7 protein-coding genes and 2 pseudogenes are annotated in these 15566 nt (G+C 71.2%); 1 reads left to right on the top strand and 8 read right to left on the bottom strand.

Going from position 1 to position 15566, the window contains the following annotated elements; genetic code table 11:
* Nucleotide 1: 1 nt before the first annotated feature.
* The 6 genes and pseudogenes from EKG83_RS26395 to EKG83_RS26420 all read right to left on the bottom strand — a co-directional run.
* Nucleotides 2-3046, bottom strand: a complete 3045-nt coding sequence (locus tag EKG83_RS26395; protein ID WP_033434928.1) for a hypothetical protein — start codon at nt 3044-3046, stop codon at nt 2-4.
* Nucleotides 3047-3143: 97 nt separating this feature from the next.
* Nucleotides 3144-3515, bottom strand: a pseudogene (locus EKG83_RS26400) (helix-turn-helix domain-containing protein); the annotation flags it as partial.
* 125 nt (nt 3516-3640) lie between these two features.
* Nucleotides 3641-4300 (bottom strand): DUF6262 family protein, encoded by a 660-nt coding sequence (locus tag EKG83_RS26405; protein ID WP_063741512.1) that lies wholly within the window; start codon nt 4298-4300, stop codon nt 3641-3643.
* Entirely contained in the window at nt 4297-6885 is a 2589-nt protein-coding gene (locus tag EKG83_RS48285; protein WP_228122210.1) for a tyrosine-type recombinase/integrase, read from the bottom strand. The genes EKG83_RS26405 and EKG83_RS48285 overlap by 4 nt, the downstream gene beginning before the upstream one ends.
* Nucleotides 6882-8027, bottom strand: coding sequence for a tyrosine-type recombinase/integrase (locus EKG83_RS26415; protein ID WP_228122211.1), 1146 nt, complete (start codon nt 8025-8027; stop codon nt 6882-6884). The genes EKG83_RS48285 and EKG83_RS26415 overlap by 4 nt, the downstream gene beginning before the upstream one ends.
* 163 nt (nt 8028-8190) lie before the next feature.
* Nucleotides 8191-10208 (bottom strand): annotated as a pseudogene (locus EKG83_RS26420) (PHP domain-containing protein); the annotation flags it as partial.
* 259 nt (nt 10209-10467) lie between these two features.
* Here EKG83_RS26420 and EKG83_RS26425 point away from each other — a divergent pair.
* Nucleotides 10468-10857: a hypothetical protein gene (locus EKG83_RS26425; RefSeq protein ID WP_033434930.1), complete on the top strand. Its 390-nt coding sequence runs from the start codon at nt 10468-10470 to the stop codon at nt 10855-10857.
* Nucleotides 10858-11386: 529 nt separating this feature from the next.
* On the opposite strand, the gene EKG83_RS49155 is transcribed toward EKG83_RS26425, so the two are convergent.
* Nucleotides 11387-14497, bottom strand: a complete 3111-nt coding sequence (locus EKG83_RS49155) for a tetratricopeptide repeat protein (protein ID WP_153278418.1) — start codon at nt 14495-14497, stop codon at nt 11387-11389.
* Nucleotides 14498-14922: 425 nt separating this feature from the next.
* Nucleotides 14923-15450 carry a hypothetical protein gene (locus EKG83_RS26435; protein WP_033434931.1) on the bottom strand — a complete coding sequence of 176 codons (528 nt, stop codon included), beginning with the start codon at nt 15448-15450 and terminating at the stop codon, nt 14923-14925.
* Nucleotides 15451-15566 lie beyond the last annotated feature (116 nt).

Consider the following 15566-nt stretch of genomic DNA (forward strand, 5'->3'; position numbering starts at 1 on the left):
CTCAGCGGCCTTCAAGGGTGGCCGCGAACCGATCGTAGTAGTCGATCGAGCCGAGTTCTGGTCTGCGGCGCAGCAGCGACCGGATCAGGTTCACCGCCCGAAACACCAGCGGGCGGTGGCCGGTCCCGTCAGGGGAGCCGTCGATCCGCACGGACAGATCCTGCCGCTCCTGATTCGTCGGCGTGTGTCTCCGCTGCCGCCGCACCTCGTAGGCGTATAGGCTGCGAAGCTGGATCGACATGGCGAGATACAGCTCATCAGCGCTGTCCTGGGCGGCGATGCCGTCGAGGAAGAACGCGTCGGCCTCCTCCTCGAGGGCGAGCGCTTCCCGTGCGGTCCGGGCGCCCGCCGCGTGGCCGTGGTGGGCGTGCCCGATCTCGTGGGCGATCACCCATTCGAGCAGGGCCCGTTGCCGGGCGCGTGCCTTCGTGGTCAGGACCGTGGCGGCCGCCTCCCACTCACTGCCAGCGAGGCTCTTCTGGATGATCGCCTCCTCGGCATCCCAGGTGAGTTCACCGGCGTTGAACAGGTCCTCCAGGTATGACAACGAGCAGACGATCATTTCGGACTCCGGGACGTACACGCAGCCGTGCAGGCCCGCTAGGTGGCCCTCCGGATCGGACTGGTAGAAGTAGACGTCCAGGCTGGCTCCGGGAACCGGCTGGTTGATTCGGGCTATGTCGTCGAACCGCGACAGCGCCGACCAGCGGTCGAGAACCGGCCCGAACACGGCCAGGTCGGGCAGCTGCCAGACGCCACGTTCGTGGTAGTGCGCGATCACTTCGCGCCAGGGCGCCCCAGCCGGCAGGCCCGGGCCGCCGGTCAGCGGGATCGACGCGATGCGGTTGGAGCGCGTTCTCCAGGCGTCCGCCTCATAGTCTCCAAACACCCGGCGCCCCATCAGCGGGTCGCCGCGTCTCGCGCCGGCGAGCGTGTCGATGAGGGCGTCGCCGAGCGCTTTCCATGTGGTGGGGATGAGCAGTCGGTGGATGTCCTCATCGGGCGCGCCGAGCCCGCGTAGGGTCTCGGCGAGCCCGGCCAGGTCCTTGTGCCGGGCGGGAGCCACCGTTTTGCCCGGCCACCGGGCCGCGGCCCGGCCAGCGGCAACGGCGGCGTGCCCGAGGCCAGCCCAGTCGTCGAAGCCGTCGGCCCTCCACGACGTCACCGTCTTGCGGGCGGCACCCCAGCGGTGTTCGCGGATTGCGCAAGCCACAAGGATCCGCTGCAGGGCGATTCGCTCGTCGTCGTCCATCTGGGTCTCCGGATCGGTGAGCATCCAGTTCGCCCGGTCGGCGGCGGCCGCGAAGTCGTCGAACAGGAACTGCGACTCGACCATCCCGCGGTTTACGTCGAACGCCACGTGGTCGTAATCGCCGGCGACGCCTCGCGCGTCCACGTCCATCTCGAGGACCAATCGGTCGGCGACAGTGGCGTACATCAGGGCGTCGCCGCGTTCCAGTTCCCGGAACACCGACGACAGCTGTTCGAGGGCGTAGGCCATGGAGACGATGTCATCGGTCGCGCGGAAGTCCTCGACCGCCCCCCGGAAGTGGTGCACTGCGGTCGGGAAGTCATCGTCGTAGTCATGGGCGAAGATGCCGGCCCGGAGCCGGAGTAGGCCGCGCAGCGCGCGGCTGCCGACCGCCGTGAGAAGCTGATGCGCCTCCCGGAACGCGGCTCGGGCGGTGTCCAGGTCACCCTGCTTCGAGCTGACCACCCCGAGGTTCACCAGGTCGTATGGCCGCCGGCCTGGCGGGCTCCCAGGTGTACGACGCTCGGCGAGTTCCTGGGCGATCTCGCGTTCGGCGGCCTGGTTCCCAGCCTGGGCCTGTGCGGTCAGCAGCAGTTCGAGGGCTCGGTCCCGCAGATAGCCTCGATGTCGTCCGACCAGCACGGTAAGCTGCGGAATGCCGGTGGTCTCCGCGAGTTCGGCCCAGTCCGCGTAGGCCGCCTCGACCCCGCGTTCCGCGGCGTCGGCGACCAGCCCGACCCTCCAGATCTCGTCGTCGGGCGCACGCCGGCGTAGCAGGTCCAGCGCGGCCTCGCGCCCAGCCATGAACACCTCGGTGGGTGCGGCCAACAGGATGTCGCGGGACGTCTCCAGATCCGGTGCGCTGACCGCCGCCAGCAGGTGATCCTCGGCGGCCGGGGTGCCGTGTTTCACCGGGTAACGTCGCTGCGCCTCGGTGGCCGCCGCCTCGATTCCGTGCTCCCAGGCGTCCTCGAGGACTTGGCCGTGCGCGTCGAGGACCGCCAGTTGCGCGGCCGTGTACCGGACGTCGCGCTTCATCCCGGCCAGGATATCGCCGGCCAGGTCACCACCAAGTTCGTCCGGGTACGCGCGGTGCACCTCGGCCGCCGCGGCCCAGGTGGGCGCGGACAGGAACGCCTCCAGCGCCTCCAGAACGAGGAACTCGCAGGTCGCGAAGGCGGCCGCCTGCCCGTCCTCGGTCGCCCGGACCACGAGATCCCGGACCGCGCGGACCACCCGCCGGCTATCCGGATTCGATAGGACCTCGACCGCCTCGTCCAGCCGGTCCCGGGTCCACGGGTCGCGCAGTAGGTCGAGGTGCCGGCGGATCGCGTCGCGCCGGGCCGTCCAGGTGCGCGCGTCCAGCAGCAGCCAGCTCAGCAGCTCATTGGCGGTCGGCTCGTCGGACGGCTCGTCGCGCGCGGCGAGCAGGCCGGTGACCGCGAGGTTGGCCGCGTTCTCCGCGCGGGTCAGCGACGCCTCCGCGAGCATCGCGTCGGCCTCGTCGCGCCCGTTCACCCCGATCCACAGCGAGAACCGCAGGTTCGTGTCGTCGACCGCCTCGTCGGGATGGAACAGCTGGTAGTGGGCTTGTTCGTCAGGGCTCAACGGCAGGCCGAGCAGGAAGAACCGGGCATCACGGCGGCGGAACTCGGCCTCGATCTCGGCGAGCCGATGACCGGCGGCCATCAGGTCGCGCAGCCGGAGTGCGACGAAGACGGCACCGGGGTGGCCGAGTTCCTCGTACTCGGCGCACAGCAGTCCAACCTCGCTGCTCAGACTGCCGCCTGTCACCAGCTCAACATATCGAATAGGTCAGTGGAAACCATGGACGACGTTGAGCACCGTCTGCGCCAGGTCACGCGCCGACGATTTGGTGGATCCGGGCGCGACCGGGCCACCGGGCGACGATCCGGCGGGCACACGGTTGTTCTCCCCGGTCGGGTCGAGGAACCGGCGGCCGTTGAGCCCGAGTGGTCCAGGTGTCGGCCGACGGTACGCACCGACACCGCCGTGCCCTCGGCGGCGAGTTCCAGCGCGATGCGACGGGCCGACCATTGGCGCTCCCGCCGCGGCCGCTCGATCCGGACTACCACCGCGGCCGGTGCGGCGGTGGGCTGCCTGCGCGGAGCACTGGGACGGTCGGGCAGCCCGGCCTCGTCGAAGCGGCGGTAGCGGTTGACCCATTTCGAGGCGCACTGCCGGAGATGCCCATCTCGGCCGCGACATGGGCGATGGGGTGGGTGCGGCAGCGTTGCACCAGGCGGTGGCTGCCTTCGACCGATAGCGGGGCGTTACCGTGAAGCGTGGACGGGTCTTTCTGCTCGGCGGATGTATTGGTCGCACTTCCATCCTGCCGCCGAAAGACCCGTCCCCTCGTGTCAGCCCTTAACGGCCGTCACCGACGTCATCACGCGCAACATCAGCAGTCCGACCTGACCGTTGGAGGCCGATTCCGGGCATGTCCGGGATCTCGTGGTGGAGCAGGCGTGCCTCCAGGTCGCCGAGCCGGCGGTCGAGGAAGCGGTTGTTGGAGCGTGCGGCTTCCAACCGCTCGGTGAGTAGTCGGTTTCCGTCGTCGAGTTGCCGGACCTGTTGTGCGAGCGCGGTGTTCTCGGTGACGAGTCGGTCGACGGTCGCCTGTGCGTCATGTGGGGCGAGGTCGCGGATGTGGCCCAGCAGTTCGGCGATCCGCCGGCGTTGCAGGGTGATCTCACGATGCGCGGCGGTCAGGGCGTCCTCGGCGTTGAGTGCCCGTTCCCGCCAGGACGATTCCGCTGTCCGGTCGTGGGTCTCGGTCGTCGTTCTGTGCCGTGCGCCAGCCGTCGCGATCGCGGCTTCGACCAACCGGCGTGCTTCGGCGTTCTCGTAGAGGAAGGTGCGGGAGACGCCCGCCCGGGTGGCGACTGCGCGGACGGTGACCCGGGAGCCGTCCTTGCGGATCTTCCGCAGCGCCTCCTCGACGTCGCGGAGCAGGCGGCCAGCGTGCTGGCGGCGTGCCATCACGGCGGCGGCGGTACGGTCACCGTTACGGGTCGCGCCGGTCATTCCGGAACCTTCTGACTGTTGTCGTGGTCAGTGGCGAGGTCGGCGGCAGGGAAGGAGGTGCTCCAGACCCGGTTGAAGAAGTCCTGCGGACGGCGCATGTCCAGGGAGAGGGCGTCGTCGAGCAGACCGAGCGCGGCCAGGGCCTTCTCGAGTCCATCGATCGCGCGACCGGTCGGTGCGAACACCTGGTGCAGGTAGTCCGCGGTGGCGTCGTCGGGGGCGCGTTCGGCGATAGCTCGCCACTGTTCGCGTTTGCGCCGCCAGTAGAGCAGGTCCGCGCCGGACAGCACGAACTTGTCGCAGTTGTGGCAGTCAAGATTCCACGGGCAGCGGTGACCCTGGACCACGGGCTGAAAGGTGCAGAATCCACCCTCGGCCGGAGTGCTGCGTCTCGCGAGATCCACGGCGAGAGCTTCGGCGCGGGCGCGGTCCATCGGCTCGATCCCGGTGGACAGCGCTTGGCCGGGGATGGGTGAGCCGGGGCCGGTGACCCAGACATGCTGGAGCACGTCCTCGATCTCGGACAAGGCGATCTTGGCGTACCGTTCGGTCATCCGTTCGGAGACGTGGCCGAGGTATCGGCGGATGTGCGACAGGCCCGCGCCGTGGCGCAGCAGGGCGGTGGCCAGGGTATGACGTGCCTGGTGGGCGACGAACCCGCCCAGATGCAGCCCGTCCATCCAGATCCGGAACGCTCGGTAGAACCAACTGTAGTCCAACGGCTTGGTGCCGAAGGGATTGCGGATGGGGGTGGGGAACAGCGCCAGGCCGGCGCGTTCGTCGACGCTTGGGTGGCGACCGTGGCGTTGGACGAACGCTGCGAGGGTCTTGCGGCGGCGTTCCTCCAAGCGGGCGTGCACCGATTGCGGAATGCGGATCGCCTCGTCGTAGTGGCCGATCTTGGTCTGGTCGTGCCACAGCAGCGGCAGTCCGTGGTGGACCTCCACGCACTCCAACTTCAGCCCGATCACCTCTCCGCAGCGGCGGCCGGTGGCGACGAGGGTCTCCCAGACGTCGCGCAGCCCTCGGTCGTCGGTGTCCAACGCGTCGAGGCGGTCGAGGTTGGCGGGGTCAGCCACCGCCTTGGCGACGTGGTCGGGGAACGGCCGCCGCACCCTGCCCCCGCGCGCTCCGGTCGCCGGTACGGCCACGGCGAACTCCCGGTCCAGACGGATCTGCTCCAACCGGCCCTGATTCCAGGCGTTGGTCAGCAGCCGGCGCAGGGCGTCGAGCACATCGGCGCGGGTGCCTGCGGTGACCAGGGCCGGTGTGCCGTCGCTGCGGATCAGCGCCGGGGAGGGTAGGCGGTCGCGTTCGCGGCGCCGGTAGTCGGCGACGAACCGGTCCATGTGCCCGGCCCGCAGCAGCGTGGGGTCGTGCCCGCCCTCGGGCGCGTCGCCGGCGAGGAACGCGCCGAGTTCGACGCAGGCCCGGCGCATGCGGTCGAACGGGCCTCGCTGCGGGCATTTCGGCGAGCGGAGCAGGGCCGCCATCGCATCCCAGCACAGATCCCGGAGCCAGCGCTGCGGGATCGCGGTGAGGCTGAAATGACTGGTGTTGCGACGGAACCGGACTCCGAAGTGGTCGGTTTCGATGAAACCCGCCTCGCGGGTGTCCTCCACGGTGAAGTAGACCAGCCGCAACTCGTCGAGGATCTCCCGCGCCACGGTCCGCGCGTAGGGGACGCAGTCCGCCAGCTCCAGGTCGACCAACGTCGTCACTTGTGCCTGCAGGCAGGCGTTGGCCAGCGCCTGCACCCACGCCAACGGCCACGTCGAGCGTGCACCGTCCTGGTGGCGGAACAGCCCCCACCTGATTTCGGCCGCGACCAGTGGATGCAGCCCCAGCAGGTTCGCCTGTCCGGGCACCGGCTCCACCGGCGCCCGGCGGCACCACTCACGGAACGCCGCGCGGTCCACGCAGGAGATCGGGACCGGCCTGCCGCAGCTCTCGAAGTACCGGAACCACCTCGCAGGGATTGCCATCCCGCCGGGCCGCCCGGCGCGTCCGTAGGCGCCCTCGTGCCAGCGACACAACCTCAACGGCGACCAGGCCAGATCCGGGCACGCGGCGGCCTGGCAGTCGCCGTAGCCGTCGAACGCGGCCTGGTCGACCAGCCACTGCTCCAGCGTGACCTCGGGGTGCTTCGGGGACCAGTGCCTCCACCGGTTGTAGTGCCGGTGGCAGAGGCGGTGGCCGTTGCTGCGGGCCGGGCGGACCAGGCAGATCCGGCACGGCACCTGCCCCACGTATCCGGCCGCCGTCAACGGCTGCGCCGTCAGCAGGAATTCGGCCCGGCCGGTCCCGGCGGCCCGTGCCTGCCGCCAGAGCCTGCCGTGCTCCCAGCAGTGGTTGAAGTTGCTGGTCTGTTCGTTCGGTCGTTCGCATCCGGCGACCACGCACATCCACCGGTAGGTGGGGTGGTCGGGTGGGAACCGCACGAGGTGCGGACGCAGGAGCGGGTCGAACGACGGCGCGGCGATCAGCGCCGTGAGCAGCTCCAACCGGTCACCGGGAAGACGATCCCTCTGAGGATCGCCGGGGTTGCGCAGCAGGTTCAGTCGCACCGTCGACGTGGTCGTCACCGCTGCCCCCAGACCGTGCGCAGTGCCGCGTCGAACGCCAGATCGTGCAGATCCACATGGGCGTAGATCTCGTCCACCATCGCCGTTGATGCCCACCCGCCCGCCTCGCGCGCCACCACCAGGTTCCCGCCGCTGGCCTCCAGCACCGCCGTGGCGAAACTGTGCCGGAACATGTGTGGCCGGACCCGGCCCAATCCCGCCCTGCGGCCCGCACGTCGCAGCATCCCCCGCGCAGCCGCGGGAGCCCACGCCTGCCCGATACCCGGCCCGGCCAGTTGTACCAGCAGCAGTTCGTGCCCGGCGGCGACGGTCCGCCGTTCCCCGACGATGTAGTCGAAGTAGGCATGCACCATCGCCGGACTGACCCGCTTGATCAACCCTCCGATGACCGTGCCGTCCTCGACCGACCACGGCACCCGACCTTTGGCCAGCGCGTCGTTGGGGTTGTCGTGCCGGCGGCACACGTGCACATGCGGCGACCGACACTCCCCGCACGCCGCGTCCGACCTCAGATGGAGGTCAGCCAGGTGCAGCCCGCACAACTCGCCGATCCGTAGACCGCCGTCCGCAAGCCACTGGACCACCAGCCGGTCCCGCGCATAGGTCAGGACCGGCAGCAGCTTCTCCTTCGCGCCCTCCGGCAGCATCTTCGGGTGGCGTCGTCGCACCCGCTGCGGCGCGAGAGGGTTGGCCGCGACCCGTCCTGTCACGTGGCCGAGCAGTCGGCGGCGCCGGTCCGCGCGGGTCGGCAGGCGCGACCGGTCCAGCTCCTCGGCCAGCGCCCGGTTCACTCCCGACTTCGCCTGCTCCAGGTAGAAGCCCTTCAGACATGCCGCCGCCGTCGACAGCGCGCTGTCCCCGTACGGACGCTTGCCCACCCGCCACGGCACACCGAGCGGACCTGGGATCTTCGCCCCGACCGCGCCCATGTACCGCTCCAGATCCCGCAACGTCACCCGTCCCGGCGCAAGCCCTTCGCGCACGCACCACCGCAGGTGGTCGACCAGGCAATACGCGTAGGTGCGCTGGGTTCCCGACCCGTCGTGGAGCGCCAAGAACCGGTCGGCACCCTCGTGCACCCGACCGTCCGCCTCCACGATCGTGAAGGACTTCCACCCGACCGACCGGTCGACCGACTGCACCCGCAACTGCCCGACCACCAATAGCCGACGTCCCACACACGCCTCCATCCCGGGGACGCCCGCACACCACGCACGTCCCGTACCAAGTCGGTAAAGAGGCACGCTGGCTTGAGGACAAGCCGGTCCGCGAACGTCACGAACACCCCAACGGGTGGTCGGAAAACAGTCGGGGCAGGGTGGACATCTGGGCCCGGCTCTCCACCTGGAACACCCCGACGGTGTCGGCGTCGCACAGCATCGCGTAGACGGCCGGGTCGGCGAGGTCGAGGCGTGCGAGGTCGACCCGGACGCCGTGGTGGGCGGCGATCAGGTCGCGGGCGTAGCGGACCGCGGAGAGCATCCCGAGCCCGAGCAGGTCGAACTTGACCAGCCCGGCGGTGGCGCAGTCGTCCTTGTCCCACTGCAGGACGGTCCGGCCCGGCATGCGCGCGCGCTCGACGGGGACCACCTCGGCCACCGGCCGGTCGCAGATCACCATGCCGCCGGAGTGGATGCCCAGGTGCCGCGGGAACCCCTCGATCCGGGCCGCGAGGGCGAGCACGTCGGCGGGCACCGGCGGCACACGTCCCGCCGCGCCGTCGCGCCCGGCCGCCGGCGGCGCGGCGGCGGCGTCGCGCACGGTGCCCCACGAGTCCGCGGTCCTGCTCCAGGCGTCCCGGCTGCCCGGCGGGTGCCCGAGGGCGTACGCGGCATCGCGGATCGCCGAACGGACCCGGTAGGTGACGACGTTGGCGACCTGGGCGGCGTGACGGCGGCCGTACTTGCCGTAGACGTACTGGATGGCCTGCTCGCGCCGGTCGGACTCGATGTCGAGGTCGATGTCGGGCGGTCCGTCCCGCCCGACGCTGAGAAACCGCTCGAACAGCAGGTCCCAGCGCACGGGGTCCACGTTGGTCACGCCGAGCGCGAAGCAGACCGCCGAGTTCGCCGCGGACCCCCGTCCCTGGCACAGGATGTCGTTGCGGCGGCAGAAGTCCACGATGTCGTGCACCACCAGGAAGTAGCCCGCGAAGTCCAGGCGCTCGATGACGTCGAGCTCGTGCTCCAGCTGCGCGTGGGCACGCGGGTCGGCATCGGGCGGCCCGTACCGCTCGCGGGCGCCGGCGAGGGTCAGCGTGCGCAGCCAGGACACCTCGCTGTGGCCCTCGGGCACCGGGAACGGCGGCAGCCGGGGCGCGACCACGCGCAGGTCGAACGCGCACTCCATGCCCAGCACGGCCGCGCGGGCCACGGCACCGGGGTAGCGGGCGAACCGCGCGGCCATCCGCTCCCCGGAGCGCAGGGCGGCCTGCCCGTGCGGCGGCAGCCGGCCCGCCATCGCCTCCAGCGGCAGCCGTGACCGCACCGACGCCAACGCCGCCGCGACCCGTCCGGCCCGCGGCTCGGCGTAGTGCACCGCGTTGGTCGCCACCACCGCCACCCCGACCTCGGCGGCCACCGCCGCCAACAGGTCGTTGCGCACCGAGTCGCCTGGCTGCGCGTGGTCGACCAGTTCCACCACGACGTGGTCGCGGCCGTACCGGTCCACCAGCGCGTGCAGCCGCTCGGCGGCCGCGGCCGGGCCGTGCTCGGCCAGGGCGCGGCGCACCGCGCCCTTGCGGCACCCGGTCAACACCAGCACGTGCCCCGCCAGCTCGTCGACCACCTGCTCCGGGTCGTAGACCGGCACCCCTTGTCGTCGCCGCGCAGGTGCGCGTCGCTGATCACCGAGCACAGCCGTCGGTACCCCTCCGGCCCGCGGGCCAGCACCAGCAGGTGCTCACCCGCCGGGTCCGGCACGCCGGTGCGCGGGGCACCGCCCAGGCCCAGCTCGGCGCCGTAGGCGGTGTGCACGCCGAGGTCCCGGGCGGCCTCGGCGAAGCGGACCACGCCGTACATGCCGTCGTGGTCGGTCAGCGCGACCACATCCAGGCCCAGCCGGGACGCCTCCTCCACCAGCTCCTCGGGATGGCTCGCGCCGTCGAGGAAGCTGAAGTTGGAGTGGACGTGCAGCTCGCCGTAGGGCACCCGGGCCAGGCCGGGCTCCTCGCGGGTCACCCGCCGCCCGGCCAGGTCCTGCGCCCGCACGTACCCGTCCCGGCCCCGCGGACCCGGCGACCGGTGCCCGACGGCGTCGACCCGCCCGGACAACGCCCCCGCCGGCTCGCTCCACGGCCCATCCGGCCGGCTGTCGAAGCCCACCGCACACCTCTCCCCCGACGACAACGCCGAGGGGAAGCCGGCATCCGCTGCTCGACTGGTCGAACACCAGTACGAGCGCGATTCTCACTCGCAAGGAATGCCGGTGCAACCGCTCCGTCTCGCGGACCACCTGCGCCGGACCCGGCCGCCTCCGGCCGGGTCCTCTGCTAACGTCGTGCGCGAACTCGCTCCCCGCGCCGGCGGGGGACAGGGCGCGTGCCGCTTCGCCGCGCCGCCGTCCCCACCCCAGGAGCGTTAAGTGGACGACCACGACACCACCGCCCCGAGCGTCGACCAGGACTTCTTCCTGCGCCCGGTCGAGGAGTGGACACCTGAGCAGTGCACGGCCTTCGGCGACGGCCTCGCCGACTGGATCGCGGGCCTGGTGAAGACGGGAACACTGGAAGCGCACGTCGCCACCCTGATCGTCAACACCGCCTCGCCACGCGAGTACGGGAAGCTCGTGCGGGTGCACACCGCCACAGCCCTGGCGCTCGGCCCTGCCCGTGCACGCGACTACCCGTCGCCGATGGTGCACGCGGGCATGGAGATCCTCCCCGCCCTGAACACCGCGAGCTCGCGCTCGCACCGGATCGTCGCCAGCCTCATGCAGGGCTTCTTCGCTCGCCAGTCGGAGTCGTCCGGCTGAGCGCGGTGTCGACACCAGATCACCGCGTGGGTGCACCGGGCCTGCCGATGCCGTACGAAGATCGGCTCTGATCAGGACGCGATCCGACGGTATGCCTCGACGGAGCAGTGGATTCCGCCGTAGGCGACATGATGCGGGCTGCCACCGAGAAGGGGCCAGGAGTCGGCCAAGGCGCGGAAGAAGTCGCCGACAACTGGACAGACCCCCTTTCGGTTCGCCGGTGTAGATCAGCAAGTGCCTTGCGTAGTCGCGGAGGGCGTCGTGGGCGAGCGGTTCATCGGGCAGTGGCCAGCACAGCATGAGCGCGCGGTGCGGGCATCAGGCCGCGACCCCCTGCCCGCCGCGCTCGACCGGGTGGTACCGGGGCCCGGCCGCGCCGTGGCGTTGGCCCTGGAAGTCGCGGACTGGCAACCGGACAGTGTTGCAAACCTGCGCAATTCTCCAGCGCGCAGTTGCGTTGGTTGGCCGAGCTCGACAGCCTTCCGAAGAGGAATCGTTGATCTGTCGGTGGCACCTGTCCGCTGGGGTCCTACCGGCCGGGGTCGTCGCGCTGGTCGGGCATGGAGGGCTGTGGTGCGTCGTCCCGGGTGGTCGCGGCGCAGTCGTCGACAGGCTCGGCGGCCAGGTCGAAAGCCACCGCGTGCTCGTGATGGCCTGTCAGGTTCAGGTCTCGGCGTAGTTGCGCCGCGGCGCGCTGGTAGCGCGCCTCGTACAGCTCGGGGTCTTGTTCGGCGCATTCCCGCCATAGCGTCACTGCTTCGTGTTGTGCACGAAGCGCACCGTCGAGGTCTCCCATCTCGCTCAAGATGACGCCGAGGCTGTACAGCGAGTGGGCCCGGTCGGGGCGGTGGCGGTCGGACTCGGCCTCGACCTCGGCCTCGGCCTCGGCCAACTCACGGTAGATGGCCACGGTCTGCTCGATGGCGGTCAGCGCCTCCCGCGCCCGCCCCACGTCCCGCAAGCAGATGCCGAGGTTGTACAGCGAATCGGCCAGGTCGGGGCGGTGGCGGTCGGACTCGGCCTCGACCAACTCACGGTAGATGGCCACGGCCTGCTCGACAGCGGTCAGCGCCTCCCGCGCCCGCCCCACCTCGCCCAGAATGGCGCCGAGGTTGTGCAGGGAGCTGGCCAGGTCGGCGCGGTGGCGTTCGGGCTCGGCCTCGGCCTCGGCCAGCACACGTCGGATGGCCACGGCCTGCTCGACAGCGGTCAGCGCCTCCCGCGCCCGCCCCACCTCGCCCAAGATGGCGCCGAGGTTGTGCAGGGACCTGGCCAGGTCGGCGCGGTGGCGATCAGGGTCGGCCTCGGCCAGCACACGGCAGTGATCCACGGCCTGCTCGGCGACGATCACTCCCTCCCGCGCCCGGCCCACCTCCACCAAGCAGGACCCGAGGATGTGCAGAGACCTGGCCAGGTCGGCGCGGTGGCGATCAGGGTCGGCCTCGGCCTCGGCCAGCACACGTCGGATGGCCACGGCCTGCTCGGCGGCGGCCAGCGCCTCCCGCGCCCGGCCCACCTCCACCAAGCAGGACCCGAGGTTGTGCAGTGACACGGCCAGGTCGGCGCGGTGGCGATCAGGGTCGGCCTCGGCCAGCACACGGTAGTGATCCACGGCCTGCTCGGCGGCGGCCAGCGCCTCCCGCGCCCGGCCCACCTCCACCAAGCAGGACCCGAGGTTGTGCAGTGACACGGCCAGGTCGGCGCGGTGGCGATCAGGGTCGGCCTCGGCCAGCACACGGTAGTGATCCACGGCCTGCTCGGCGGCGGCCAGCGCCTCCCGCGCCCGGCCCACCTCCACCAAGCAGGACCCGAGGTTGTGCAGCGATCGGGCCAGGTCGGCGCGGTGGCGATCAGGGTCGGCCTCGGCCAGCACACGGCAGTGATCCACGGCCTGCTCGGCGACGGCCAGCGCCTCCCGCGCCCGCCCCACCTCCACCAAGCAGGACCCGAGGTTGTGCAGCGATCGGGCCAGGTCGAGGCGGTGGCGGTCGGGCTCGGCCTCGGCCAGCACACGGTAGTGCTCGACGCGGAGACGGGCTTGGGCCAGGGACAGGTACGGCAGCTCTGGGATGTCGTCCAGTGTGATGAGGCGCGTGCGCAGGTCGCTGTCGGTGCCGTAGGTGTCGATCAGGGCGGCGAGGGCGTGGTCGAGGGTGCGGCCGGTGACGCCGGTGGCCAGGACGGCGGCCAGCGCGTCGGGCAGAAGGTGTGGTTGGCGGGTGAGCAGGGCGGTGAGGTGGTCGAGCGCGTCGGGGAAGCTGCTGTGGGCGCGGGCCAGCACCGGCGCCACGGCCGGGACGTCGTCGTCGCGGAGCAGGCTCGGGGTCCGGGTGAGGGTGTCGAGCACCAGTCGTTCGCCGACCAGGTGGGGCCGCAGGTCCAGACGGTGGTCGGGGCCGGGCGGGTAGCGTCGGTGCGCCCAACGCGCCACCGCGACCCGCGACTCGCGTGTGGTGTCGTGGGAGAACTGGGGCACCCGGCGCAGCAACTCCGCCGCCAGTTCCACACCCGCTGCCGGCAGCAGCGCCAACACGGCCACGGCCTCGGCCAGCACCTCCACATCACAGCCGGCCGGCAACCGCGGCAGGTCGGTCTGCCAGGAGCGCTGCTCCAACGTCACCAACTCGGTGACCAGGTCGGCCAGTGACCAGGTGCGGATGCCGCTGCGCCCCAACACCGCCAACAGCGCACGCGCGTGCAACACCAACGGGGTGTCCCCGTCGGCGCCGACCGGCCGGTCGGGCAGATCCGGGGCGGGCACACGCCACGCACGCGCGTAGGCCCGTACCGCCTCGGCGAACCACCGCTGTCGGTCCGATGCCTCGCCGACCGGGGCCAGCACCTCCGCACGGGCCACCCGGGGCCGCACCTCGTCCGACAACAACCGCAGCGCCGCGTCGGTACGCGCCAGCAGCAACACCCGGAGCAGGTCCGGATGCCGCACCGCGCCGGTGATCAGGGTTTCCAGGGCGGATGCCGCCACGCGGTCGGCGTCGTCGACGATCACCAGCGTGGGATCCCCCGCGGCGGCGGTCCGCTCCACCACACCGGCCCCGTCCCCCACCAGACGACCCGCCACCCACCCCGCCGGCAGCGCCTCCGCCACGGCCAAGGCCAGGCGGCTCTTGCCCACCCCCGCCGGACCCGTCACCACCCGCACCACGTCACCTTGCGGATCCGGGGCGACGCACCACGCCAGCAGATCCCCACGCACCGTGCTGCGTCCCCACAACGGGGTGGGGGTGAACGGCGCGGTCAACCACCCCACCACCGCACCCACCCCCGGCACCCGACCATCCGGCCGCACCGGGGATCCCTCCGGCACCGGGGATGCCGGAGGCGGCGGCCGCAACACCCCCAACAACTCGTCACGGGCTTCCCGCAGGTCACGCCGGTCCCGCACCGCCTGCCACACCGCCAACCCCACCTGCACCAGCACCAGCACCAGCAGGCCGGCGGTCCACGCCCAGGAGAACTCGTCGGTGGCCAGGTTGGTCACCACACCCGCCCCGGCCGCCACCGGCACCGACACCGACCCGTGCCACACCCGCAGCACCCACAACCGCCTCACCCCCCGACTGTCGCAGACACCCCCACCCCCGTAACCAGAAACCACGCCGAGCCACCCGAACCGACGCACACACGACAGACACCACCCCCTCCAGCCCACCTCTTCCCCAGGTCAACGCCCACATACGATCGTCTGCGGCGCCGCTGTGACCGGCAGCCGGGCAGTGTTCGAAACCTGCGCGGTGCCTCGGCTGCCGCGTCCTTCACGCCCGATTGGCGAGGGTCCGCAGGCCACCTCGGAGGAAGTACTTCGCATCCCCGTCCGCGCGGGAGGGTGTCGCGGTCGGCCCGCGACGGTCTGACTGGCGACCTGGTAGCTGGGACGGGTTGCCGGTGGTGGCCGGTGCGGCCACCGGTGCCGGGTACGGCGTGGACCCGTGTCTGCCGGGGGCGGTGTCGGTGGTGATCGGCTTGCCGGACTCGCCGGTTGTCGTGGAAGCCGTGTGTTCCGGGAGTGTCGGGACGAGGTGGTCGAGAAGGGGCGGGACGATGGTGTCAGCGCTGTGTTCCGGCCCATTCTTCGACACTGCGGAACACGTGGGGAAAGGCGACGATCGTATTCTGGAAGTCGGAGACGACCGGGACATCCTGGTTCGCGATGCGCAGCTCTTCCGTGAATACGGCTGCCAGCCAGTGCGGCAGGGGCGCGTCGGGAGCGAATCCTGTTACCGGGAGTTCGTCGGATGGGGCTGTGCCCGTGTCGTTCACGGGTTCCAGGACCATGATGACCTTCGCCCGCCTGTCGTACTCGCCTCTCATGACCTGGAGCCACATGTCGGACACGGGGACGGGTGCGAGGCGGTGGTCACGGGGCTCGGATCCCCGCTGTGGGTTGGCGATCGCCGATGTCCCCCGGGCGATGGGGGTGATCGCGGTCGCCCCGTCTTCGCGCAGGATCTGTTCCACGAACGGCAGGTGCGAAATCTCTCGCGCCGTATCGGTGTGAATGACCAGCACGGGGGTGTCGTAGTCGAATCCCATGGTGCGGGTTCTCGTGACGAAGGTCAGGTATCCGATGGTCATCGGTCTCCGATCGTATCGGCGAGGAATGGTGATGGGGTGTGCGGTTGTTCGTCGGTGAACCTGTCGGCGACTTTACCGGGGAACGCGGCGCCGGACTGCCCCGGGAATCGCGTCTC

Origin of the sequence: Saccharothrix syringae, assembly GCF_009498035.1 — a bacterium.
GTDB lineage: Bacteria > Actinomycetota > Actinomycetes > Mycobacteriales > Pseudonocardiaceae > Actinosynnema > Actinosynnema syringae.